Origin of the sequence: Acidiplasma sp. (assembly GCF_038728925.1) — an archaeon.
Lineage (GTDB): Archaea > Thermoplasmatota > Thermoplasmata > Thermoplasmatales > Thermoplasmataceae > Acidiplasma > Acidiplasma aeolicum.
The window spans coordinates 22596-47050 of sequence record NZ_JAVYSZ010000007.1; the positions used below are offsets into that span (position 1 = coordinate 22596).

Consider the following 24455-nt stretch of genomic DNA (forward strand, 5'->3'; position numbering starts at 1 on the left):
TGATATAAAAATAGATAATAATGTATTATGTCTGAATTTAAAATTATAAATGATGGCTATTATTATATAGATGCCGGTGCATATTTTGGCATAACCCCAAAGGCAATATGGCAGCGTTATTTTAATGATAATAACAACAGAATAAGGCTTGGACTTAATATTTTATATTTTAAAAATAATAATTATAATTTTTTAATCGACAGCGGCATTGGAAATAAATTTGATGAAAAATTTGTGAAAATTTTTGAACCGGATAAATCAGTGGACGCTGAAGGTCAATTAAGTGAATCTGGAATAAAAAACATAGATTTTATAATACTTTCACACATGCACTTTGATCACTCAGGCCATGCATTTTCCAGTTCTGATTTATTCAGTAAATCGGTTATAATATGCCAGGAACTTGAACTAAAGGCCTATAAAAATCCCAATGATTTCACACGTGGCAGCTATGTTAAATATCAAAATAGGAAAAATATTCTAACGCTTGATGGTAGCAGGAGAATTAGCAGTGAAATCAGTGTTATTTACACAGGCGGTCACAGTTTTGGTCATCAGATAATAAAGATAAAAATAGGGAATAAAAGGTACATATATGGTGGCGATCTATTCCCATCAGCATTCCATGTAAAACCGAATCATTTAACAGCCATAGATGTTAATCCAATTCAGTCAATGGAGATGAAGAAAAAAATTTTGAAAATGGCAATTTCAGAAAGGGCAATAATGATCTTTAATCATGATACAAACATTATATCTGCACGGATTTCGGGAACGCCTGAGAGGCCAGAGATAGAACAATGCGATATATAAATATCAGTACTCACGCCATCTGTGATGGCAGGCCTCACATGTATAAAACTTTGTTTCAGGTTCATCTGCAGACCTTGTCTGCTTTAATAAATAATAGGCACCAACGTGACCGCATTTAGGGCAAACCGCCTCACTGTCAAGCGGTTCACCGGATACTTCCTCCTCTATCATTATTGTCTCCTTTCCAGAACTCTGTGCTGTAATTTTCTCATTATGACCTGATTTTGAAACCTCATAACCACAGTTATTGCATATGTATTTATCTTTATTTGGTACCATTAAGGAACCACATTTTGGACAGAACATGCTTATAATATTACAAGTTGATATATAAAGATAATTAAATAAAAGGTTTAAATAAAATTTCATAATATTTTATTATGAGCCCCGAAGAAGTTTTGAAAAAATATAAAAATGTGGCCGTTGTTGGCATTTCGGAAAAACCTGATAGATACAGCAATATTGTTGCCAAATATCTCATGGATAATGGTTATAATATTATACCGGTAAATCCTTCAATAGAGGAATGGAACGGTATAAAATCATATAAGGATTTAAACTCTGTTGATAAACCAGTGGACGTGGTGGATATATTTAGAAAACCGGAGTATGTAACAGATATAGTAAAACAGGCAATAGGTAAGGCAAAGGTTATATGGATGCAGGAGGGAATAATCAACGAGGAGGCCAGGGATGTTGCAGAAAAAAATGGAATGTATGTTGTTATGGACAAATGCATGAAAAAAGAGCTGGAAAAATTAAAACAGAAATAAAAATTTTTAAGGTTGATTTTAATGTGGTTGTATGCTGGGGTAGCCTAGCCCGGAAAGGCGGCAGACCCGAAATCTGCTGCTAGCAATAGCTCGGGAGTTCAAATCTCCCTCCCAGCGCTCTATTTTATTTTTTCTGCAGTTAAATAGAATTTATCCATTCTTATATCTTCTATTCTTGTAAGCCTGCCACCAACTGAAAAAACCTGTTCATCTGTTTGTATAATAAATGAATTTTTATAGCCGGGTATTATATCAGTACCCTTTATTGATCCGGATATATCTATATCACCATTCTGTGTGACACCTATGACACGGCCCTCAAGTTTATATCCATTATTTAAAAACATGTTTATTGCCTCGCATGAAATCCATGAAGTATTAAAAATCCAGTTGCTTTTGATCTGGAACTTTGATATATATATTGATGGTTTCCATATAATATTGTAATAATAGTAGTTTATTATATGTATCATTTCCTCTTCCTCAAAATCTATGGCATATTTATTTCTTAGATTGATATTATCCACCTGTACTATTGCCTCATCTCTATCCTTTATGATAATTTCTGGAGATATTCCAGGTCTTCTTTTAATAACTATTTTTGAGATAAGATCTGTAATATCGTATCTATCTGAATCTGGAAATATTGTTAAAAAAACAGATACTCCACGATCTGCGGCCTCTATAAGATATTTATCAAGATATCTGAGTGTGGACAATCTACATGATCCAATAATCTCATTCTGTGAGTTTACAACCATATCCTTCATCTGTTCTCTTATTAATACCTCATTATCCAGATACCATAAATATGGATTGTATTTATTTGCAGTTAACGCTGATTTTTCAACAACCTTTGATATTTCATCCTTATATTCAGTCATTTCATTGATTATTTTGCTAAGTGCAACCTCAACAGGGACGGCACGGTATATCTTTTTTTTCCCGGGACTTACCTCTATTAAGCCCTTGGTAATTAGATTATTAAAAAGGTCATAAACCCTGGGCTGCGGTATGCCTGCAGTTGAAACAATTGATGTTGAAGTCTGCGGCCCATTCAATAAAAGTGTTTTATAAACCTTAATCTCATAGGGAGATAAACCAAATTTAGATAATTTTTCAAATACTTCATCGTCATTCATAAAAGGAAATTGCTTACATATAAATAAATATTTATATTAAAAAATAAAATTTTATAATTTTCCAATATCCCTTACTACATCTATGTCTAATGGTTTCTCTCCGGGTTCCCAGTTTGCAGGTATGGCGCACATATGGCCCTCGCCCTCTGGTGTGTCATGAAGTACCTTAAGTCCCATAAATGCACCATATATGTGCCTTACATCCTTTCCGAGGCCATTGTTGAACATTGCTATGTACTGAACCTTACCCTCAGGGTCTATTATTACCAGACCCCTCTGTGCCTGGTATCCCTTTGTATCAAGGAATCCATACTCTGTTGCAATTTTCTTTGTATAATCATCTATTAACGGGATCTTGCTCTTGCTTACCCTTGGAGATGTATCAGACCAGGCCTTGTGTGAGAATACTGAGTCCTCGCTGATGCCGAAAATCTGGGCCCCTTCCTTTAAAAATTTATCATATGAACCCATTAATGCCTCTATATCTGTAGCACAGACAAAGGTAAAGTCTCCCGGGTAAAATGTCAGTATTACCCATTTCCCCCTGTAATCTGAGAGCTTTATTGTTTTAATTTCTTTGTTCTCTGGAAAATATGTGTCTGCTTCAAAATCCGGTGCTTCTACTCCTATTTGCAACATGTTTATCAATACATAATTATTATATCCTATATTAATTTTAATTATCTTTAATTACTAAAAAATTGTATTTTATTCATTTTATTTAATCATAATACTAATATTATTATACAAACACATAAAAATTTTAATGAAGCGCCTTTAAAAGAGGTTTAGAATTGACATATAAGGAAATCATAAAAATCTTATTTAGTCTCAGCTATATTAAGACCAAAACAATGTTTAAATATAATAAATAATATAATACCTGTATTTGTAGTAAAAATATATATATTATATATTAATTCCCTTTTACTATGAATAATGATAATGAGATAAAAGATATTATTGCAAGGGTTAACCGAATACCGGTTTGGTCCCTACCGTATTCCTTTCTAATTATAATTGGCATTGGCTATTTTTTTACCTTCTATGATATATCCGATATTGGCTTTGCCATGCCAGCAATTTCCACACAGTTTCACATAGGTGCATCAACATCATTATTTCTTGCACTCTCTGTTGGTTTAATAGGCTATGCTTTTGGTTCTTATATTATCGGTAGCATAGCGGACGTATTTGGACGGTACAAATCAATGATAATCACAATGGCATTAACAGCAATTGGGTCTTTTGGTGATGCAATATCCTTTAATGTGCCTGAACTGACAATAGCAAGATTTGTCACAGGGCTAGGGCTTGGTGCTGATTTAAACCTTGTTTCTGGTTACATAAGCGAGTTTGCACCACCGCAGTGGCGTGGCAGAATCACAGTGTATACCTTTATAATAGGAATACTTGGGCAGGCAATAACCCCATTTATAGCACTTGGACTTGTTCCAGTATATTACAATGGCTGGCGGTATTTGTTTGCCATAGGTGGCATAATTGCAGTAATAGCATTGCTTTTAAGGTTTGAATTACCAGAATCACCGAGATGGCTTGCAATAAAATCTGGAAATCTTGAAAAGGCAAAAAGTGTGCTAAAGATGATGGAGGATACCGCAGAGAAGAGGTTTGGGAAATTACCCGACCCCCATCCAGAGGATGTTGATTTAAAAGAATATGAACAAAAATTTCCAACACTTTACCTATTTGAGGGAAAAACTGGAAAAATATATTCAAAGAGATTGACAATTCTTGTGTTTATGTGGTTTTTCTGGTATATAGGAAACTATGCATTTCTTGGGGATGCTGCCACCATGCTTGCGGATGCCCACATTTCACTGGCCAGTTCCATACTTTACCTTGCCATAGGTGCAATAGGCTATCCGGTTGGCGCAATAATTATGGCCCTAACAGCAGATAAATATGAAAGAAAATACGTAATATTTTTCGACACTGTTATATGGTTTATTGGGCTTATCATATTTTCATTAAAAACAGAACCCACATTACTTGCAGGGTCATTCATGGCATCACTTGCTCTTGGCATGTATCTTCAGGTGGCCTATACATATACAGCAGAAAACTATCCAACAAGGGCCAGGGCATCCGGATTCGCACTTACTGATGGAATTGGACATATAGGGGGTGCACTGGGAGCAATAATCCTACCAATTATAGTTGCCTCATATACATTTAAGACAGGTTTTATATTTATTGCCATAACAGGCCTTATTGCAGGTCTTATATCACTTCTAGGACCAAGGGCATCCAGGGAAACACTTGAAAAGATATCGTCATAAATAACTTAACTTTTTAATTTTTTTATATTTTTGGAATTGGTGGCTCTAAAATGGTAAGTACTTGAATAACGTTTTAAGATTAATTTCAATGTTATATCTTTATTATAATAGAAATATTCTGGGTAACCTTTATTATAAAATATGGCATTTATGATAGAATTGGTACAGCATGGATTTTATTATTTTTTCCCAGTAATATAAATATTTTAATAAATCACGCATTTGTATTTACATGAATATAAAAAATTCAGTTTTAATAATTTCTGGTGGTATTACAATGCTGTTAATATGGATTGTCATTGCTGTTTCTTCAGCATTCAATCCATGGTTTGGGATAACACATAATGCACTTAGCGATCTTGGTGGAGGAAATTTAATAAATAATGGCCATCCAGCACCCTTATATCCATGGATTTATAATGTTGGCCTTATGATCGAGGGCGTATTAATTGCAATTTTATCCTCATTTTTTATTTTAAGGACAAGAAATACAATTGAAATAGTCGGTTCATCCTTCTTTATAATTTCTGGATTGTTTCTTGCACTAATTGGGATATACCATGAGGGAACCTACCCGCACGATTTCGTTTCCATCTGGTTTTTTATACTTGCCACAATTTCATATACGGCGATAGGTTTTTCAATAATTTTAATAAATATTAAAACTGGAATTTCATTATTGGTTATACTTGTAATTGCATGGATTCTTTTTGCCATTATTCCCTGGGGGTCTGTTGCAGAGAACGAGATTTTCGGAATAATAGTTATAGAAATTGTGGTTATAATTCATATCCATAATATAATAAAATATCCAAAAACATTGAATATACAAAAATAAATGAGCCACTGGAGGGTTTCGATCCCCCGACCTGCTGATTACGAATCAGCTGCTCTGCCTGCTGAGCTACAGTGGCTTAACATACAAGGCAATTCCTGATGGTATTTTTGGATAAAAATATGTTGATTTTTGTGGAAGAAGCTTGTTTTCAGTAATGAATTTTAAAAATTCTTCCTTTTGCCATGACGGAATAAGAATGGAAAAGTTACATTCATGGTTATCAACGGAATTTATTGCGTCTGTATAATTATATATAAATCTTATATTCTTTTGATACTCTGCTGTATTCATTGAAAAAACGTCCTGAAAGAGAATATTATTTACTATTTCAGTTGGAAGAGGCTTTGAATTTCCAAATTTTTCTTTAATTATATAATCCTTTGGGGTCAAGTAATAAAATTTAGAGTTGCTGTAAATGCATATTCTGTGGTCCCCATAAAAATTTTTATCCTCAACAATATCAAAAAAATTTTTAATCCGGGGTATAAATGGCTCAAAATTTATGCCATATACAAGCCTGTGAACGCCCCCTATCATAAGGCCCGGATCGTATATTGAGGTTATATATGACATAACATATTTCCAGAACCCATCATTTGTTTCACTGTAAAGTTCCTGCACCGCTCTTAACCTGTGATGACCATCGGCAACTATGCCCACATCCTGCCTGACAGAACTTTTAATCTTTTCTATTTTTTCCCTTGAATCCAAAAAATAAACATAATTGTGTACACCAAGGGGCTCTTCAAATACAAATTCTGTGGGCAGTTCAGATGCCGTTCTCTTCAAAAGTTTATCGAATGAATTATCAGGAACAACCATAAAGATTGGTTCCAGCTGGGCATTAAGTGTTTTCATCACCTCCTTGCGATCAATAACCTGATTTGGAAATGTTAATTCATGTGGCTTAATATTGTCTGCACAGACGTCAACCAGTGCAATTATGCCAAATCTCTGCATCAATTCCTTATTGTTATAGAATTCCTGCTTTAAAATTATTAATATGTCATTATTAATCTGCTCAAGTTTTTTTTCTGATATCCATCTGTGAAATATATCAAGTGAGGCCTTTATTCCAAGATTTTTTTCAGGCATGGTCAGCTTTACTATATTACACTTTTTATTTCTTAACTCCATTTCCTGATTCCACGATATGGTGTCAAATGGAGGTGAGACAACCTCCTGCATATCGCAGTTAAACACATATGGTTTAAACTCACTTATGTTCAACATTACCACCCATTAAACCCAGAAGCCTTTCAAGATTGGCTTTATAGTATTCATCTCCATCTGGGGTTTCCATTATCATGGGGATATTATTAAGATTATTGTCATTTATAATATTATAAAATCCACTGTCACCAATGTAACCGTAACCGATATTTTCATGCCGGTCTCCCTTTTCACCAAGCTTATATTTTGAATCGTTAAGGTGTATGGTTTTAATTTTACTGTAACCAACTTTATCGTTAAGGGTGGACATCACATCATTATAATTTTTAGTTATATCATAACCATAGGCATAAAAATGGCATACATCAAGGCATAAATAAATCCTGTTTTTTGCCATGTCCATCATTGATGCCATTTCATCAATGCTGCCGGGTAATGTATTTCCCTTACCTGAAGAGTTTTCAATTAATATCGATGTATCACCTGTATCCAGTGAGTTGAGAAAATCCATTATGTTATGAATGGCATTGTTATGGTTTTCCGCCGAACCGGGATGTATTACAAGATAGTTTATACCAAGGTCATTGCACATTTTTACCTCGTTTTTTATGTCTAATTTAGATTTTTCAACAACCTCTGGATTCTGACTGCCCAAATTAATTAAATATGTTGCATGTGCAACAGTATTTTTAATATCAAACTTTTTAATATTTTCTTTAAATTGAAGGATATCTTTATTATCTAAATTATTATTTGTGTTCCACTGTCTTCCATTTTTAACAAATATCTGAAAGGCAGAGAAACAGAATTGTGATGCCCTTTCAGGTGCCATGTATATTCCACCTGATATTGAAACGTGGCCACCAATGATTTTTTCATTTTTTATAAATTCAGATTTTATATTCATCATTGTTTATCATCATGTGTATAAACTGAAGGACATGCAAAGAAAGTATGGGGTTATCTGTGTAACCACAGGCGTCCAGATCAGCCCCGGCCAGCATTGCCCTTGATTCATCACTTGCCACATCAGTTGCTATAAGTCCCTCCTTTCTATAAACCTCTGTATTTGGCGGAACCCTTTTATTAGGTGGTGTGATAAATATGACATGAACCCCGCGCTTTATTGCGTTATCTATGTTTTTCTTTAATTCCGTTCTTATTTCCTTTATTCTTGGTGTTGCAATCAAAATTTCCCTTTCTGATAGATCAAACATTTCTGCCATTTTTGCCATGACCTTTGATCGCCCATATATTGTATAAACAAGCTGTGGGTCACCCTTGGACGGCAAAACGTCCTGAAGCTCCTTAAGCCTCTCAAATAGGTTGTTTACCTTTGAAATAAAATTATCCTTAATTTTGTCCATTTCCTCGGGCTTGAACATCCTCGGCCTGCCCTCCGTTTCCTTTGCAAAGCCCTTTTCCACAAGAGATTCCATAACCTTGTATGCTGATGTTCGTGGTATTCCTGCAGTATCCGCTATTGTATCTGCATTGGCAACACCATGATATACAAGGGCCGCAAATGCCTGTGCCTCATACGATGACAGGCCCAGTATTTTAAGCATATCTGCGGTTTTCATTATGTACTCTGAATTAGCTTCCATAACTAATTAATGCCATATTAATTTAAAATCTTTTCTATTGCACAATGTTTTTATAAATTGATTACAGGATTAATTATCAGATAGTAAAAATTATAATAAATAATTTGTTAATGTAGTTTGTGAAGGAAATACAAATATTAAAGAATGTTTTTATATCCGATTTATACTGTGTTTATTTGAAGGATATATCAGCTGTTGTGGTTTCTGACCTTCATCTTGGATTCGAGGATGAGATGAACCTTCATGGATTGTTCTTACCAAAATTACAGAGGGAGCATATAGAAAGGACAATGGATGCCATAATAGATAGGTACTCACCAAATAAAATTATTATAAACGGGGACTTTAAACAGGAATTTTCAAGGAATTTACCGCAGGAATGGGATGATGTAAATCATTTTATTGAACGGTATAAGGATCAGGCCAAACTTATTTTTATAAGGGGAAATCATGATAATTACCTTACAAATATATTAAAACATAATAATATGGAGATAATCGATTTCTATGAGGATGATAATTATTACATATATCATGGGGACAGGGATATGTCAACAAGAAAAATAACCATACTTGGCCATGAGCATCCTGCCGTTGTTCTCAGGGATGAGGTTGGTGGCATATTTAAAATACCGGCGTTTGTTTTTAATTTTGATTACAGAATTTTGATTACGCCCGCAATGAGCTTTTTTTCCTCAGGTACCGATGTTTCAGAATCATTATTAAGTGAGGAACATTTTACACCTGTGCTAAAAAGCGTTTCAAAAAGGTTTAGGGCCTATGGCATAACAGAGGAATTTGGCCTTCTGGATTTTGGATATGTGGAGGACCTGGAACAAAAAATAAAATAAAAATTATCTTTTTTCTATTTCTATGTATTCCATACTTCCCGGACCATTATAAATTGCCCTTGGTCTTATCAGTCTTTCCTGAGTTTCCACATATTCTATTATGTGTGCCAGTATTCCCGATATCCTTGAAAGGCCGAAAAGTGATGTAAACATATATAATGGAAACCCAAGTTCATTAAAAACTAGGCCAGAATAAAAATCTGTATTTGTATATATTCCCTTTCCACCGAAATTTTTAACCCCAAGATTTTCAAGTTTTGTAGCTATTTCGAGCAAATTTTTCTGTTCCTGTGTTCTGGCAAGTGATCTGGCATATTCCTTAAATGTTTTCAATCTTGGATCAAATGTCCTGTAAACCCTGTGACCAAAACCAACAAGCCTTTTCCTTGGTTCTATGATATTTTTTTGAAACCATGAATCAACATTATCTGGTGTTTTAATCTCAAGAAATTGCTTAAAGGCAGATTCTGCTGCACCTCCATGCAGTGGGCCCCTTAATGCGGTTATTGCCGAGGTTATTGATGAATACATATCAGATAAAGTTGATGCAGTAACAAGGGCTGCCGTGGTTGATGCTGGAATCTCATGATCCATATAAAGAATTAGTGCAGCATCCATGGCCCTTACCTTTTCTTTATCAGATTCACCAAAACAGGCATTTAAAAATGATTCTGCATAGCTGCCATGGGCCTCAGGTGTAACTGTATCAAGGCCCTCCTTAATTCTATATGTATTTGCCACAATTGATAATGCCTGGCCAAGAATTGCCATTGACGTTTTTTTATCATTTTCCTTATTCCACTGGTAATTGTTTTCATTCGATGAAAGCGCAGAAAAGGCCGTTTGCATTATTGCCAGTGCATCTGATTTCTTTGGCAGGCTTTTCATTGTGCTTAAAACATAATCGGGAAGCACCATATTTGAAAGCACATGATTTTTAAATTCATTGAGCTGATCATAATTTGGCAGTTTTCCAAAGAGCATTAAATATGAAACCTCCTCAAATGATGATCTGGCTGCAAGTTCATTTACATCATAGCCACGGTATCTCATTATTCCATTAATACCGTCTATATAAGTTAATTCAGTATATTTTATATTAACGTTTTCAAGACCTGGACTTATAGCTTCACTCATACTATCTTATATATCACTAATATAAAAGCCTTAAGATTTCTATGTGCATATTAATAAAACTTAAAGAAGGGAAATATTGGGAAAACAAATATTTTTATATTCAATATGAATAAAATTTTATGGCCAAAAAAATTCAGGGATTATCAGAATGGAGACTAAATATTCTGGAAAAGCATCTCCTGACCTCCCTTATAATACTGTTTTTTATTTTAAGTATCATATTTCTTTTTATTTCAATTATTACTGGCAATATATATTTTAGGGGCGTTGCAATCGGTTTGATAATTTCATGGTCAACATGCCTAATCGCCTTAAGTTTTAAGAAAGTCATTTATAAGAATCTAATAAAAGTTGTTAAATAAATAAAAACCACGTGGTTTATTTTCATTTCCTTTATTTAAGAATACAGGAATTTCGATTCTATTGAATTTTTAATACTTAGATTTTTTATGTATTATGTTTATATTCATGCATTACAGTGATTTAAACAATTATAAAAACGCCCGCGCCGGGATTTGAACCCGAATCTAAGGCTCCGCAGGCCTTTAGGATATCCAAATTACCCCACACGGGCTTTATTATATTGCTTAAACATATTTTAACTTTATAATAATTTATGATATTTGGATATAGAATAACTTAATATATAAGGATCAATTTAAATTTTATGTATATACCCGAATATTTCAGAATAACCGATAGGAAAATTATTATAGATTTCATCAAAAAACATAGTTTTGGAATACTTGCAGTAATTTCTTCAGATGATGTTGATGCAGTTCATATACCATTTCTTGTTGATGAATACAAAGAAAATTTTAAACTCTGGGGACATCTTGCAGAAGGCAATATGATTATTGAAAATTCCACCAATATGAGAGGACTTGCTATTTTTCAGGGACCTGATGCTTATATATCTCCAGCCTATTATAAATATAAATCGGTACCTACATGGGATTACATGACTGTTCATGTTCATGGTACATTAAAATTTACTGATTTTAATGAAAACACAGAAAAAATTAAAAAACTTATAAAGTTTTTTGAACCAGATTCTCCTATTCCAGATAATTTAAGCGAAAAGCCATACTTTCCAATGCTAAGGCAGATTAAGGGATTTTATTTAATCCCTGATAAAATAGAATGCGCATTTAAACTTGGACAGAATCATCCGATAGAGGATCAAATGGGTGTGCTTAATGCATTGACAAAAAATGAAAATCTTAAAGAAATGACAGATTTAATGGAAAAAAACATAAGCATATATAAAAAGAATATGTTTAAATAAGAGTTAAATATTAGTCTTTATCCGAAAGGATTAAGGAAGTAATAGTATGGAAGAAGTAACCAAAATTAAGGATTTGACACCTTCCTCAAGACGTGTTAACGTTGTTGGAAAGGTGATTGTATTAGGAGAGCCAAAAGAGATAAAAACCAGATTTGGTGATGACAAATCAGTGACTGAGGTTGTCATAGCCGACGATACAGGGAAGATAACCCTGACACTATGGGACGACCAGCCCAAAGACATAAGGGATGGTGAGGTTCTTAAGATAGATAACGGCTATATATCACTTTTAAGGGGCCATATGAGACTTAATGTCGGTAAATATGGTACACTTTCAGAAAGTGATGAAGATATAGAACCCAGTGAAGAACTTGATATGAGTGAAAAGGAGTACGAAAACCAGTATAACAACTATGGAAATAATAACAGATACAGGAACAATGGAGGCAACAGGAGATACAACAATAACAGAAGATCAGGCGGGTTCGATAGAAATAATGAAGAGGAGGATTAATCCTCCTTTTCTTTTGTATTTATAGTTTTTTTCTGCATTTTATACATTTCAATAATTTCCTCAGTTGTTGTGGCATCCTCAGGATTTTTATCATCCCTGAATTTTATTAGCCTCGGAAATCTTAAAGCAAGACCAGAGCCTTTTTCAATTATATTATATGCACATGTATGAACAGGACTTACTGTAATTTCTGCACCCTTTACCTCCACCACCTTTGATGGATAAATCCAGTAATCGGGAATCATGGTGCTATCAAGCCTTGCGGGCTTTTTATCCACTATTAAGCTTTTAAAAATCCCGGGGAGTTCAGATAGCATCTCATCTGTAAATCCTGATCCAAGTTTTGTGAATGTTTCAAATGAGTCCTTCTTTTCATTATAGCATGCAAGTAATAAGGCGCCATAGGTTCCCTTACGCCTCCCATGACCATTAAAGGCACCGACAACAACAAGGTCAAATGAATCTGATATTTCCTGCTGGTAATCCCTTTTAAATTTAATCCATAGCCATCCCCTGGCTCCGGCGCGGTAAACCGAATCCTCTGAAATGTTCTTTGAGACTATTCCCTCACAGCCATCCTCAATACTTTTCTCAAAGAATTTCATAATTTCATTTTCATCGTCACTTTCGATTCTTGTTGCAAGTTTAAAATACTCATTTTCCTTAACGTTTTCCTCAAGTATTTTCCTTCTCTCAGGGTATGGCAGATTAATAAGCGATTTGCCATTTAAATAAAGTATATCAAAAATAAACATTACTATTGGTATCTCTGATGTTTTTTCTGTTAAATCATATTTTCTTCCGCGCCTCTGTGAGACAATCTGGAACGGCATTAATTCTCCTGTATCAGGGTTATATGGAACGGATTCTCCATCCAGTATACAGGACTCAAAATGAAATGAATCCTTAAAATTTTTAACAATATCAGGGAAATTTTGTGTTGTTTCCTCAAGACCCCTGGAAAATATCTTTACCTCACTGCCCTTCTGGTGCAGCTCTGTTCTTAGGCCATCATATTTATATTCATATGCTGCCCTTCCACCCATTTTATCCTTAATATCAGCAAGTGATTTTAATCTCTCAGCAAGCATTACCTTAAACGGTATTAATGGTTCTGGCCCCATATTTTTTATTGCGTCTATATTTCCGGACTGAAGCAATTCTGCAATGTATCCAATATCCGGATGGAAATTGTATGCATTTTCTATTATATCTGCATATTTTTTATCACTAAATGCGGATACAAGCGAATCAAGAATGGTTGAATCGGCAACACCCAGCCTGAGCTTGCCTGTAATTATTCTGGTTATATATTTTATATCATCAGGTTTTGAATTCATTAATAAATCCATATATGAATCCATCTTGGTTTTTATGCTACCATGACCTGAAAATTTTGCTATTTCCATTAACTTTGAGTAAACATAATTCACGGTTAAATCCTCATTAAATAATGATTTCTGTGATATGTTTTTACTAATTTCCATTGCAGTTGTACCCAGATCACCGGTTTTGTAAAATATTTTATTTACCTCCTCATCTGAGAGGCCTGATACAGAGGATAATGATTTTATTATAAGCTTATCAGACATGCCAAATTCAATTCCCTCAAAATCCGGTGCAAGTTTACCCTGAACAAGATACACAATGAACTTAAGATCATTATTTGCCTTTTTTAAAAGGTTGGCAAGTATTCTTGTGAGTTCAAGCCTTTTTGTTGTATTTTCCATTTCACTAAATGTTGATGTAACCTCAGAAAATTCCATGAATAATATATTCGTAATATTATTATTAAACTTTTTATTTTTATAATTAGTTTTGATTTTCAATATGCATGTGTGAATTTGATTAAATGAAATTGGTAAGGCAACCAAAAATAAGAATTAGCATAATATCATATGCCTGAATAATTTCCAGTTTAAAAATTAAAATATAATTAAATCAATCAAAAGAATAAAACATGCATAAACTTAAAATTTATATTCTTTGTATATATTATGTTATAACCCGGCTTAGCTCAGTTGGTAGAGCGATGGACTGTAGAGTGAATACTGCAGATCGCAGACATCCATAGGTCTCTGGTTCGAATCCGGAAGCCGGGACTTATAGCTTAATGATTTGATTGCTTTCTAAATAATAAATCATTTTTGGTTATTATGCTAATAAAATATGCTTAAAGTAACATAAACATTAAATATAATTGCCTCATTGGATGGTTAATGTACGGCATTTCAGATTCAGTACTTGCATTAATGTTTCTTGGAACACTTTTACTGCTTGCAAAACTTGGTGAGGAGATATTTGAAAGACTTAAACTTGTTCCATATGTGGCGGCTATAGTATTTGGAATAATAATAGGTCCTGGTGTGCTTGGACTCATAAATGTACTGCCCAATATATCCCTATTTATATCCATTGGTATAAATTTTCTTTTGTTTTCAGGTGGTGCACTGGAATTTAAGAACGTTGATACTAAAAAGTTAATGAATTATAAAAATATTATATTAGGTGTAATTGAATTTTTTATTCCATTTTCGTTAATTTCTTATTTTGTATTTTTAATACTTCACAGCCTTTTAATCGCCATAGTAACAGGGATAGTTACAGGAATGAGCAGTGCTGGTCCGCTCACAAGGCTTTTAAGTGACACAGGGCTAAATAAAACTGAGGAGGGAAATAAGATTTTTCAGGAGGTCGTAACAATAGAAATTTCTGCAGTTATATTATTTTCCTTTATTTCAGATTTTCACAATAAGCCAATAACATTCATAAATGTACTATTAACATCACTTGAACTGATAGCCTCAATTGTTGTAATAATACTTTTTAGCAAATACATTTTAATAAGATTGCTTGAAAAAATGGATGCAAATTCAAAGGCACACGAAACTACAATAGCCATAATAATAGGATTTATATTTATACTTGGCTTTATAGGTGAACTTTACGGATTTAATTCCGCCATAGTCGCCCTCTTTATTGGAATCATTTTAAGGGATTTTATAAATGATAGGCCCATTATAGCAGAGAAGATATCCACAGTAACATACGGGCTGTTCGAGCCGTTATTCTTTATCGGCCTAGGTCTGTACTTTGTTAAAATTACACCTGCCCTCATTATACTTGGACTCTTAATCTTTGCAATAGCACTTTTAATAAAACCCATTGCAGGATTTGTAACATCAAAAATTATAAAAGTGCAGCCATGGAAAAATGCGCTTGGCACTTCTGTTAACGGCGGTGTTGATGCGGCCCTTCTTGTTGTTGCTTTAACACTCTCACTTGTTGGCCGCTATGATTATTCAATAATTATGATAGCAATAACTTTATTAACATTAATGGTGCCATTATTATTTAACATCAATGCGCCTGTTATACCGGTGAAAAAATCAAGATATGTCTGGGAAATTGTTAATTCAGAATTCAAAAATTTAAAGGCGTGTGATATTGCCAAGACACTTCAAACAGTTTCTGTAAATGTAAAAAATCCCATAAGCCTTGCATTTAAAATATGCACGGACCTTAATTCCAGGGCGGTTATAGTTACAAATTCAAATAACCGTGTTGTTGGTGAACTTTTATTAAGTGACATGGTAACACTTGGAGAGAACAAACTTAGAACATATACGGTCTCGCAGGGGAGAATTGTTCCGGCCATAAAGGTCAGGTGCAATGCACCGGCAACAGATCTTATTAAGATTTTTAGGGAAACTGACCCGCCAATAGTTGCCGTGGTTGATGAGAGGGGGAAATTTATAGGGACCATACTTGAACGTGAAATATTAAAGCATATATCTGATGTTTTAAGCAGGGAGGCCGAATGATATATAAATATATGGTCAATTGCATCCCATAGAAAATTTAAATATACTATTTGTTATTTACAATTAATAATTATCTTGGATGGATTAATTATGTCAGAGAGGGATTATAATATGGATGTATTGAAAACTGGAACAACAACAGTCGGCATAACTGCCGGCGATTACGTTATTTTGGGTACCGATAGCAGGGCGACCATGGGAACCTTCATTTCAAATAAGAACGCTCAGAAGCTTTACCAGATTGACACCTATGCAGGGATGACCATAGCGGGCCTTGTTGGAGATGCCCAGGTGCTTGTTAGATACATGAGGGCAGAGATGGAGCTCTACAGGGTTCAGAGAAAGATTAACATGCCACTGGACGCTGCGGCCACATTGCTTTCAAATATGTTAAATCAAAGTAAGTTTTATCCTTACATGGTACAGCTTTTAATAGGCGGTTATGATAAAAAGCCACACATATATTCAATAGATGCTGCCGGTGGTGCGGTTGAGGATATTTACGCAAGCACCGGCTCTGGTTCTCCGTATGTTTACGGTGTTCTTGAGGCTGAATATTCCCCAGATTTAAAGCTTGATGATGCCATTGATCTTGTAATAAAATCAATAAGTGTATCCAAACAGAGGGATTCAGCATCAGGAAATATGATACAGGTTGGTGTTGTCGATCCTAAAAAGGGTTTCTACTATTTATCCCAGGATGAGATTTTATCCAGGATAAAGAAACTTAAATTAATTTTATAAATTTTTTATTAATTTTAAGGTGTTATAAATGTCTTTTCGTGATTATCTAAGCGAAGCTAAAAATATATTTGACAGGCTTTATCCCGGAAATAAGATTACAGAGATAGACTATGAGGGTTCAACAATAATAGTCTACACAAAGGATGAGGAATTATTCTCAAAAAGGGATGACCTTGCAAGGCAGATCGCGCAGGAACTAAGAAGAAGAATAGCAATAAGGCCTGATCCAAGCATTATGCTTGACGAGGATTCCGCATCAAAAAAAATACAGGAATTAATTCCGAAGGATGCAGGGTTTCAGGATCTTTATTTTGAGCCGGATACTGGAGAGGCCGTCATAGAGCTTGACGAGCCCTCAATAGTAACAAACTCGGATATAATAAAGGAAATAAAATCACAGACAAACTGGTCTCCAAGAATAGTAAGGGCCCCGCCCATGTATTCAAGAACTGTAAAGGAGGTCAGGGAATACCTGAGGGATGTAAAAAAGGAAAGAAAGGAATTCTTGCATAATCTTGGGGTTAAGCTTACAACGCCATTAATGCCGGGTGAAACATGGATAAGGATAACGGCACTTGGCGGCCACCGTGAGGTTGGCAGAAGTGCCACACTTATATCAACAAACAATTCAAAGGTTCTTGTTGATTGTGGCATGATAAATGTTAATGATCCTGAACAGCCATGGGAGGAGGCACCATATTTATATGTCCCTGAAATACAACCATTTACATCACTTGATGCTGTTGTTTTAACACATGCACATCTTGACCATTCAGGTCTTGTACCGCTGTTATACAAATACGGCTATGAGGGGCCGGTTTACACAACTGCACCAACCAGGGATCTGGCCGCCCTTCTTCAGAATGACTATGTTAAGGTTGCGCATTCAGAGGGGCATAAAATCTCATATGAATCAAAGCACATAAGGGAGGAATTGAAAAGAACAATCACATTGAAATACAACGAAACGGCAGATATAACGCCGGATATAAGATTAACACTTTATAATGCAGGCCACATACTTGGATCTGCTGCAGTGCATCTTCACATAGGCGAGGGCTTATATAATATAGTTTTAAGTGGTGATCAAAAATATGAGAAGACATGGTTGTTTAATCCTGCAGTTAACAGATTCCCAAGGGCAGAAACTTTAATGATAGAATCAACGTATGCTGGCCGTGATGATTATTCATATACAAGGGTGGAGGCGTACAATACACTTGTTGATGTTGTAAACCGCACCTTTGACAAACATGGCACTGTACTTATACCGGTTTTTGCTGTGGGCAGGAGCCAGGAGGTAATGCTTGTTCTTGAGGACGCATACAGAAACAAGCTGATACCTGAAAATACCAGGGTTTACCTGGATGGTATGATTATGGAGGCGACCGCAATTCATGCCGCATACCCTGAATATCTCAACAGGGAGCTAAGGGAACAGATAATGGTAAAGCGTGCCAATCCATTTTTAAGCCCAATATTCCATAGCGTTGATACAAAAAAACAGCGTGATGATATAATAGATGATCCAGATAGCAAGGTAATACTGGCAACAGCGGGCATGATGAACGGTGGCCCGGTTCTGGAATATTTTAAGGCACTTGTTTCATCAGAAAATAACACGCTCGCATTTGTTGGATACCAGGCCGATGGAACGCTTGGCAGGCGCATACAGAATGGTGCATCATCAGTAACACTTTCAGAGAATGGCAAATCAACCAAATTTGATATAAAGATGAATGTGGAAAATGCTGAGGGATTCTCAGGGCATTCAACAAAAAAACAGCTAATAAACTTTATAGGAACCATGCAGCCAAGACCGCAGAGAATACTGGTAAACCATGGGGATGGTGACAAGTGCTATGAATTTGCACGTCTAATCCATGCAAAATTTGGTGTTGAAACCATTTCCATGAAAAATCTTGAGACAACGAGATTATATTAATCAATTGTTAAATACTATTTTATCATAATAATAACATGGAACCTTTTCATCCAAGGGAATGGCAGGGCCATTTATTTGGCACGGTTGAAAAAAATCTTGAGGACAGAAATGTTATAGCCCTTGAGGCCCCAACAGGTTCCGGCAAAACCAGCTTTATTTTATATTTATCATTCATGTCAGGCAAAAAGCTCATTTATGTAACAAGGACACATAATGAATTCACCAGGCTTTATGAGGATAATATTAAATATTTTGACCTACCGGTAATATACCTTTATGGAAAAAGCACACTTTGTCCGTTAAAGGAGAGATGGTATGATTCTGATGAGGAATCACAAAAAAACGTCTGCAAGGGATGTATTTTAAAGGATAAAATTATGGATATTGATATGCATATTAAAATGCCACCGGATGATTATTATAACAAAATAATATCATTATCCATTGAAAACATCCGTAATGACATAAATAATAATTTAATTAAAAGGGATTCAAAGGGAAATCTAATCCAGACTGGCAATGGCAATATAACCGCATACTGCCCGTATTATTCTGTAAGGTCCTCAATGAAAAATGCAACTGTTGTGGCAATGACATACAATTACCTTTTAAATCCATCAATCAGATTTAATATATTTCATGGGACAGAGGGTGAGGAATCCATGGATATAAACGATTACTATATTATTTTCGATGAGGCACACAACATAGATTCGGTCATTGAAAACTTTGGAAGATCAATATCAGAAAAAACAGTGAATGGTTCGATTAATGAACTTGTGGATACCTTTCCCCTTGAGGAATATAAATGCCATGAAAGAATAGGCGCAAATCTGCTCCTGGAGAAACTTGAAAAGGATATTGAGGGCACAAAATCGGGTGATGATTTAAAACTTTTCAGGTTTTCAGATGATGTGAAATCAAGGCTCGGTGATATTAATTATATCCAAATTTTTTCTGAAAAATTTCAGGCAATTAATGATAACAGACCCATAAAGGAAAGAAGGAGGAATTACCTGGAGACTGTTTATAACTTTCTTTATGATGCACAGAGGCTTGAAAATGGTGATATATACTCACAAAAATTTTATCCAGAGAGGGGCGATCCATATAAAAGACTGAGGATTATGTACTATAATACATCAGAATATCTTAAATTTTTGAAAAATAAGCCCGTGTTATTCATGTCCGGAACCATGCCATCCGCTGACCATATTTCAAAGATCTGGAATTTTGAGAATATGCTGTATATAAGGGTAAATGATATATTTTACAATACTGGTGGTGTTAAAAAATATAGTATCGTAAAGGGTTTTTCAACACTTGGCAGATACCGGGATAATACTGAGATCTGGTCAGATATTTTAAAAAAATATATGGAATTTATCATAAAAACATACAGTAACTCAATAAATTCTGTTCTTGTTGCTGTACCATCATATAAAATACTTTATGGAGACCATGATAAGAGAATTCCTGGAATTGCAGATTACCTACCTGATGAATTAAGGCCTTTTTCTGTCTTTGAAAATAAAAAATTAACATACTCATTAATAATTAAAAAGGCTCTATCTGATAAATTAATTATTTTTTCAGTTCATGGCGGCAGGCTTCTTGAGGGCATACAGATAACAAAGAATAACAGAAGCCTGATAAGTGATGTTATTATAGCAGGCCTGCCATTGATGCCACTTGATGATTACAGGAAAAATAAGATAAAATATCTTGAAAAAACACTCAGCGGTGAAAATATATACAGCATACTTTATTATGAGTATGCACTTATAAAAATAAAACAGGCAGCTGGACGGTCAACGAGATCTCCAGATGATGTGGCAAATATATATCTGTGCGATGACCGCTTTGATTCAAAATACTGGAGGGATAATTTATTAAATAATTAATATGCTCAAAATTTTTAAATAAAATACTGATATTAGAAATAATGGATGATCTGGAAAAGGAATTAAAATTTTCTGTGGAATACATGGATAAAAGCATTGATCCTTTTAAGGATTTTTATACATTTGCCAACGGGAAATGGCTTGAAAGGTATGAAATACCCCCAGACAAGGTAAGGTATGAGGCATTTTCTATTCTGTATGATAGGAATCAAAAATTGCTTGGAAAAATATGTGAGGAGGCATCTACAAAAAAAGACCCAAATTATGAGGAAAAAATTGTTGGTGATTTCTATAAATCTGCAATGAATACTGACCTAATAGATAAAATAAAATTCCAGCCTGTTGAAAAAATAATCAGTGAAATACAGGAACTTAATGACAGGAGCAAAATTCCTGATCTTATGGCAAACCTTTTAATGCAGGGTTTTTCCTTATTTTTTGCTATTGGAACAGAACCAGATGCAAAAAATAGTAATATATATGGATTTTACATGGGACAGTCAGGATTATCACTTCCTGATCGTGAGTATTACCTTAATTCTAATTTTAAAGGAATTCTGAATGAATACAAAAAATATGTAAAAAATATTTTTGGCTATTATGGGCTTGAAAATCCTGAAATGGCGGTAAATGATGTGCTTGTAATTGAAATGGAGCTTGCAGGGGCCAGCAGGCCCAGGGAGGAGCTAAGAGATCCTGAAAAAAACTACAATAAAATGGAATTAGAAGATTTAAAAAATAAATTTACCGGGTTAAATCTTTTGCGCTTTCTCAGGTTCATAAATATGCCATCAGACTATGTTATAATAGGCCAGCCCGAATTCTTTGAGCGTGTATCGCAAATAATTGAAAATTTTGACATAAAAAAAATAAGGCATTACATGATATGGAACGTTCTGAATCAGTCTGCACCGTTCCTGCACAGGGAGGTACGGGATGAAAATTTTAGATTCTATAAGCAGATTCTTTTGGGGCAGGAAAAGCAGGAGGATAGGTGGAAGATTGCTGTGAAGGTTATTGATGCATCCATTGGTGAGGCCCTTGGTAAACTTTATGTAGAAAAATATTTTGGTGAGAATGCAAGGAAAAAAATGGAAATAATGGTTAATGACATAAAGGATGCATTTAGTGAGAGATTAAAAAATGTAAAATGGATGGGTGATGAAACAAAATCAAGGGCGCTTAATAAATTCTCAAGGTTTACAACAAAAATAGGTTATCCAGAAAAATTCAGGGATTATAAGGGTCTTTTAATCAGACCGGATGATTATTTTGGAAATGTATTCAGATCAGAAATTTTTGAAATAAACAGGCAGATTAATAGATCAGGAAAGGCTGTTGACCATACCGAGTGGGAGATGACGCCCCCCACAGTAAATGCATATTTTAACCCGCTTGCAAATGAAATTGTGTTTCCTGCTGGAATTCTTCAGCCACCATTTTTTGATCCTGATATGGATGACCCGGTGAATTATGGTGGCATAGGCGGCATAATAGCACATGAAATAACGCATGGTTATGATGATGAGGGGCGTCATTTTGATGAAAATGGAAATTTAACAGACTGGTGGACAAGGGAGGATGAGGATGCCTTTAATAATATTGCAAATAAAATTGCAGAACTTTATGGTTCACTGGAAATACTTCCCGGACTAAAGGTTAATGGCAGGCTCACGCTTGGGGAGAATATTGCGGATATAGGCGGCGTAACAATAGCCTATGCAGCATTGAAAAAACATCTGGGAAAACATCCTGAATTAAGGAAAAATATAGATGGATTTACACCTGAGCAGAGATTTTTCATTGCGTGGTCACAGGTATGGCGCGGGAAGATAAGGGAAAATGAGATAAAAAGGCTTATTACAATAGATCCACATGCCCCGGCCAGATTTAGGGGGGAGATACCGGTATGGAATCATCCAGATTTTGAAATGGTTTTTAATGGATACAATAAAGAAAATAGAAAACATGAAAAAATAATAATCTGGTAAATTTTATTTTCAATATGATTATTTTTATTTATAATTATGAAATTATGCATACAATGATAGAAGTGGATTCGATTATCAAGTCTGAAAAATTTTTAAGACCTGCCTATGATGATGCATCAAGATTTTATATACCCATCAGATCATTATATCTATCATCAAAACTTGGCATTAAAAATGATTCAGAAATGGATGTTGAGATAATTTCTGTATATGCCATTAAGGATTATTTAAATACAGAGGATCTTAAAGAACTCTCCAATATAAAAATGAGGATGTATCTAAAACCCTCAGGATGCGGCCCAAATGATGGATTGTTTTTTACAAATGATGCGGCTAAATTATTTGAAAAACATTCCATAATGGAGGATAAATACAGAATCAAATTAGTTATAAATAAAATAAATGGAGTTAATATAAATGAGGATGGTAAATTAAGATTTGAATTTTAATTTTATTAATATTTAAAAACGGAAAATCTTAAAAATAAGAATGTAATTACTAATAACAGTGCCGCCATAGCTCAGTAGGTAGAGCACTCGGCTGTTAACCGAGCGGTCGTCGGTTCAAACCCGACTGACGGCGCTCATTAAAAAGATTTAAAAGTGAAAAAGTAATAATGCTTGGAAGGGGTTGTAGCTCAGCTAGGTAGAGCGCCTGGCTCATAACCAGGTGGTCGTCGGTTCAAACCCGGCCAGCCCCATTAAGTATATGTGCAGGTTCATGTATTTTTTGAGCCTTTTTATTTAAACCTATTTTTGCCTGAAAAAGCTCCTTAAGCTTTGATTTCATATCCTTTGCCGCCTCCGAATTTGATAAATGGGTATACCTCTGGGTAGACCTTAACGACCTGTGACCAAAATGTTTGCACCTGTATAATGTTTAATTAACCTAAACTTAAAAATATAATTAAGGTTTTGATTATATAAGTTAAAGTTTTAGGCCATAGTACAATAAAAATAAGGGATTAATTGGATTTTCTTCCAATAAAATATATGATGCCGGATAATATAATCAGTATAACATCCAAAATTATACTGTCCAGGGCAGATGCAGTCCATGGTAATCTTTTTCCAAATACCGGAGCAATGGTTATTCTTGATTCAAGCAATAAGGCTGTATCAAGAATATAAAAAATAAAAACAGGAAGATAAAAACTCTTTTTATCACTAACGTATATCATTGCGGATACTATGGATATTGCAATTACAAATCCAAAAAATACCTTTACTATGTATGGTAATTTTATACCAAGCAGTGTCATGTGAATTCCTGCCCATATGGATGAGCCCAGTATTGCAAGCCATCTTAATACATCAATTGTTTTTGTGTTCATACTTTTTTTAAATAAATCATATTATTTAAAAACTTTTTACAAATTATGTATAAATTTAATTAATTCAGGTATTTTTATAATTAATTATTTAGAAATGTTTCAGCAGTATATTTATCACGTATTAATTGTTTTAAAATTTTAGTTTCCTGTTTGTTTTGATTTTTAAAATTTATTTTGGAATTTTTAATTTTTATATAATGGACCGAAGGGGATTTGAACCCCTGCCCTCTTCCATGCCAAGGAAGCGATCTACCGCTGATCTATCGGCCCTACAT

At 34.6% G+C, this 24455-nt stretch carries 22 protein-coding genes and 7 tRNA genes; 17 read left to right on the forward strand and 12 right to left on the reverse strand.

The features are described 5' to 3' along the window. Positions 1-27 precede the first annotated feature (27 nt). Positions 28-813, forward strand: coding sequence for an MBL fold metallo-hydrolase (locus tag QXW15_RS04025; RefSeq protein ID WP_054964018.1), 786 nt, complete (start codon positions 28-30; stop codon positions 811-813). A gap of 3 nt (positions 814-816) precedes the next feature. Here QXW15_RS04025 and QXW15_RS04030 read toward each other — a convergent pair whose 3' ends face one another. Further along, on the reverse strand, positions 817-1119 hold the full coding sequence (locus QXW15_RS04030) for a transcription factor S (RefSeq protein ID WP_048101560.1): 303 nt from the start codon (positions 1117-1119) through the stop codon (positions 817-819). A gap of 74 nt (positions 1120-1193) precedes the next feature. Here QXW15_RS04030 and QXW15_RS04035 point away from each other — a divergent pair, with 74 nt between their 5' ends. Together QXW15_RS04035 and QXW15_RS04040 are read left to right on the forward strand one after the other, a co-directional pair. Further along, entirely contained in the window at positions 1194-1586 is a 393-nt protein-coding gene (locus tag QXW15_RS04035; RefSeq protein WP_048101561.1) for a CoA-binding protein, read from the forward strand. A 33-nt stretch (positions 1587-1619) separates the two neighbouring features. Next, positions 1620-1703 (forward strand) — tRNA-Ser (locus QXW15_RS04040). A 2-nt stretch (positions 1704-1705) separates the two neighbouring features. Here the strand turns inward: QXW15_RS04040 and QXW15_RS04045 are convergent. Continuing rightward, positions 1706-2728 carry a TrmB family transcriptional regulator gene (locus QXW15_RS04045; RefSeq protein ID WP_048101562.1) on the reverse strand — a complete coding sequence of 341 codons (1023 nt, stop codon included), beginning with the start codon at positions 2726-2728 and terminating at the stop codon, positions 1706-1708. Positions 2729-2779: 51 nt separating this feature from the next. Then, positions 2780-3367, reverse strand: coding sequence for a peroxiredoxin (locus QXW15_RS04050; RefSeq protein WP_054964023.1), 588 nt, complete (start codon positions 3365-3367; stop codon positions 2780-2782). A 293-nt stretch (positions 3368-3660) separates the two neighbouring features. On the opposite strand from QXW15_RS04050, the gene QXW15_RS04055 reads away from it, so the two are divergent. Together QXW15_RS04055 and QXW15_RS04060 are read left to right on the forward strand one after the other, a co-directional pair. Continuing rightward, positions 3661-5031: an MFS transporter gene (locus QXW15_RS04055; RefSeq protein ID WP_048101564.1), complete on the forward strand. Its 1371-nt coding sequence runs from the start codon at positions 3661-3663 to the stop codon at positions 5029-5031. A gap of 232 nt (positions 5032-5263) precedes the next feature. Further along, positions 5264-5869, forward strand: coding sequence for a DUF998 domain-containing protein (locus QXW15_RS04060; protein ID WP_054964303.1), 606 nt, complete (start codon positions 5264-5266; stop codon positions 5867-5869). Positions 5870-5872: 3 nt separating this feature from the next. Here QXW15_RS04060 and QXW15_RS04065 read toward each other — a convergent pair. From QXW15_RS04065 to QXW15_RS04080, 4 genes are all read right to left on the reverse strand, one after another. Next, positions 5873-5945 (reverse strand) — tRNA-Thr (locus QXW15_RS04065). Continuing rightward, positions 5936-7099, reverse strand: a complete 1164-nt coding sequence (locus QXW15_RS04070; RefSeq protein ID WP_169749820.1) for a DUF1015 family protein — start codon at positions 7097-7099, stop codon at positions 5936-5938. Before QXW15_RS04070 ends, QXW15_RS04065 begins: the two co-directional genes overlap by 10 nt. Continuing rightward, the gene (locus tag QXW15_RS04075) at positions 7086-7952 is read right to left on the reverse strand and encodes a deoxyribonuclease IV (protein WP_084779375.1); all 867 of its coding nucleotides are present in this window, start codon (positions 7950-7952) and stop codon (positions 7086-7088) included. The genes QXW15_RS04070 and QXW15_RS04075 overlap by 14 nt, the downstream gene beginning before the upstream one ends. Beyond that, positions 7933-8649: a TrmB family transcriptional regulator gene (locus tag QXW15_RS04080; RefSeq protein WP_048101566.1), complete on the reverse strand. Its 717-nt coding sequence runs from the start codon at positions 8647-8649 to the stop codon at positions 7933-7935. The genes QXW15_RS04075 and QXW15_RS04080 overlap by 20 nt, the downstream gene beginning before the upstream one ends. Before the next feature lie 119 nt (positions 8650-8768). Here QXW15_RS04080 and QXW15_RS04085 point away from each other — a divergent pair, with 119 nt between their 5' ends. Beyond that, positions 8769-9500, forward strand: coding sequence for a metallophosphoesterase (locus QXW15_RS04085; protein ID WP_048101567.1), 732 nt, complete (start codon positions 8769-8771; stop codon positions 9498-9500). Positions 9501-9503: 3 nt separating this feature from the next. Here the strand turns inward: QXW15_RS04085 and gltA are convergent, their stop codons facing one another. Next, positions 9504-10637: a citrate synthase gene (gltA, locus tag QXW15_RS04090; protein WP_048101568.1), complete on the reverse strand. Its 1134-nt coding sequence runs from the start codon at positions 10635-10637 to the stop codon at positions 9504-9506. Positions 10638-11137: 500 nt separating this feature from the next. Next, a tRNA-Arg gene (locus QXW15_RS04095) sits at positions 11138-11211 on the reverse strand. Between the two features lie 93 nt (positions 11212-11304). Between QXW15_RS04095 and QXW15_RS04100 the strand changes: the two genes are divergently transcribed. Further along, positions 11305-11925: an FMN-binding negative transcriptional regulator gene (locus QXW15_RS04100; protein ID WP_054964306.1), complete on the forward strand. Its 621-nt coding sequence runs from the start codon at positions 11305-11307 to the stop codon at positions 11923-11925. Positions 11926-11971: 46 nt separating this feature from the next. Continuing rightward, positions 11972-12439, forward strand: a complete 468-nt coding sequence (locus tag QXW15_RS04105; protein ID WP_048101571.1) for a single-stranded DNA-binding protein — start codon at positions 11972-11974, stop codon at positions 12437-12439. Here QXW15_RS04105 and QXW15_RS04110 read toward each other — a convergent pair. After that, positions 12436-14205 carry an ATP-dependent DNA ligase gene (locus QXW15_RS04110; protein ID WP_055040754.1) on the reverse strand — a complete coding sequence of 590 codons (1770 nt, stop codon included), beginning with the start codon at positions 14203-14205 and terminating at the stop codon, positions 12436-12438. The genes QXW15_RS04105 and QXW15_RS04110 overlap by 4 nt on opposite strands. Positions 14206-14445: 240 nt before the next feature. Here QXW15_RS04110 and QXW15_RS04115 point away from each other — a divergent pair. The 9 genes from QXW15_RS04115 to QXW15_RS04155 all read left to right on the forward strand — a co-directional run bounded on the left by QXW15_RS04115 (position 14446) and on the right by QXW15_RS04155 (position 23547). Then, positions 14446-14541, forward strand: a tRNA-Tyr gene (locus QXW15_RS04115). A 117-nt stretch (positions 14542-14658) separates the two neighbouring features. Further along, positions 14659-16263: a cation:proton antiporter gene (locus tag QXW15_RS04120; RefSeq protein WP_054964308.1), complete on the forward strand. Its 1605-nt coding sequence runs from the start codon at positions 14659-14661 to the stop codon at positions 16261-16263. Positions 16264-16374: 111 nt separating this feature from the next. Further along, the gene (gene psmB / locus QXW15_RS04125) at positions 16375-17007 is read left to right on the forward strand and encodes an archaeal proteasome endopeptidase complex subunit beta (RefSeq protein WP_048101829.1); all 633 of its coding nucleotides are present in this window, start codon (positions 16375-16377) and stop codon (positions 17005-17007) included. A 28-nt stretch (positions 17008-17035) separates the two neighbouring features. After that, positions 17036-18952, forward strand: a complete 1917-nt coding sequence (locus QXW15_RS04130) for a beta-CASP ribonuclease aCPSF1 (protein WP_342790012.1) — start codon at positions 17036-17038, stop codon at positions 18950-18952. Positions 18953-18987: 35 nt separating this feature from the next. Further along, positions 18988-20856: a helicase C-terminal domain-containing protein gene (locus QXW15_RS04135; RefSeq protein ID WP_048101575.1), complete on the forward strand. Its 1869-nt coding sequence runs from the start codon at positions 18988-18990 to the stop codon at positions 20854-20856. Between the two features lie 41 nt (positions 20857-20897). Then, complete coding sequence (locus QXW15_RS04140; protein WP_342790013.1) at positions 20898-22847, forward strand: M13 family metallopeptidase; 1950 nt, start codon at positions 20898-20900, stop codon at positions 22845-22847. A gap of 53 nt (positions 22848-22900) precedes the next feature. Beyond that, on the forward strand, positions 22901-23296 hold the full coding sequence (locus tag QXW15_RS04145; RefSeq protein ID WP_054964311.1) for a hypothetical protein: 396 nt from the start codon (positions 22901-22903) through the stop codon (positions 23294-23296). 60 nt (positions 23297-23356) lie between these two features. Continuing rightward, positions 23357-23429 (forward strand) — tRNA-Asn (locus QXW15_RS04150). Positions 23430-23473: 44 nt separating this feature from the next. Continuing rightward, positions 23474-23547, forward strand: a tRNA-Ile gene (locus QXW15_RS04155). 264 nt (positions 23548-23811) lie between these two features. On the opposite strand, the gene QXW15_RS04160 is transcribed toward QXW15_RS04155, so the two are convergent. After that, positions 23812-24180, reverse strand: a complete 369-nt coding sequence (locus QXW15_RS04160; protein WP_048101578.1) for a hypothetical protein — start codon at positions 24178-24180, stop codon at positions 23812-23814. Positions 24181-24378: 198 nt separating this feature from the next. Further along, positions 24379-24450 (reverse strand) — tRNA-Ala (locus tag QXW15_RS04165). Positions 24451-24455: the final 5 nt, after the last annotated feature.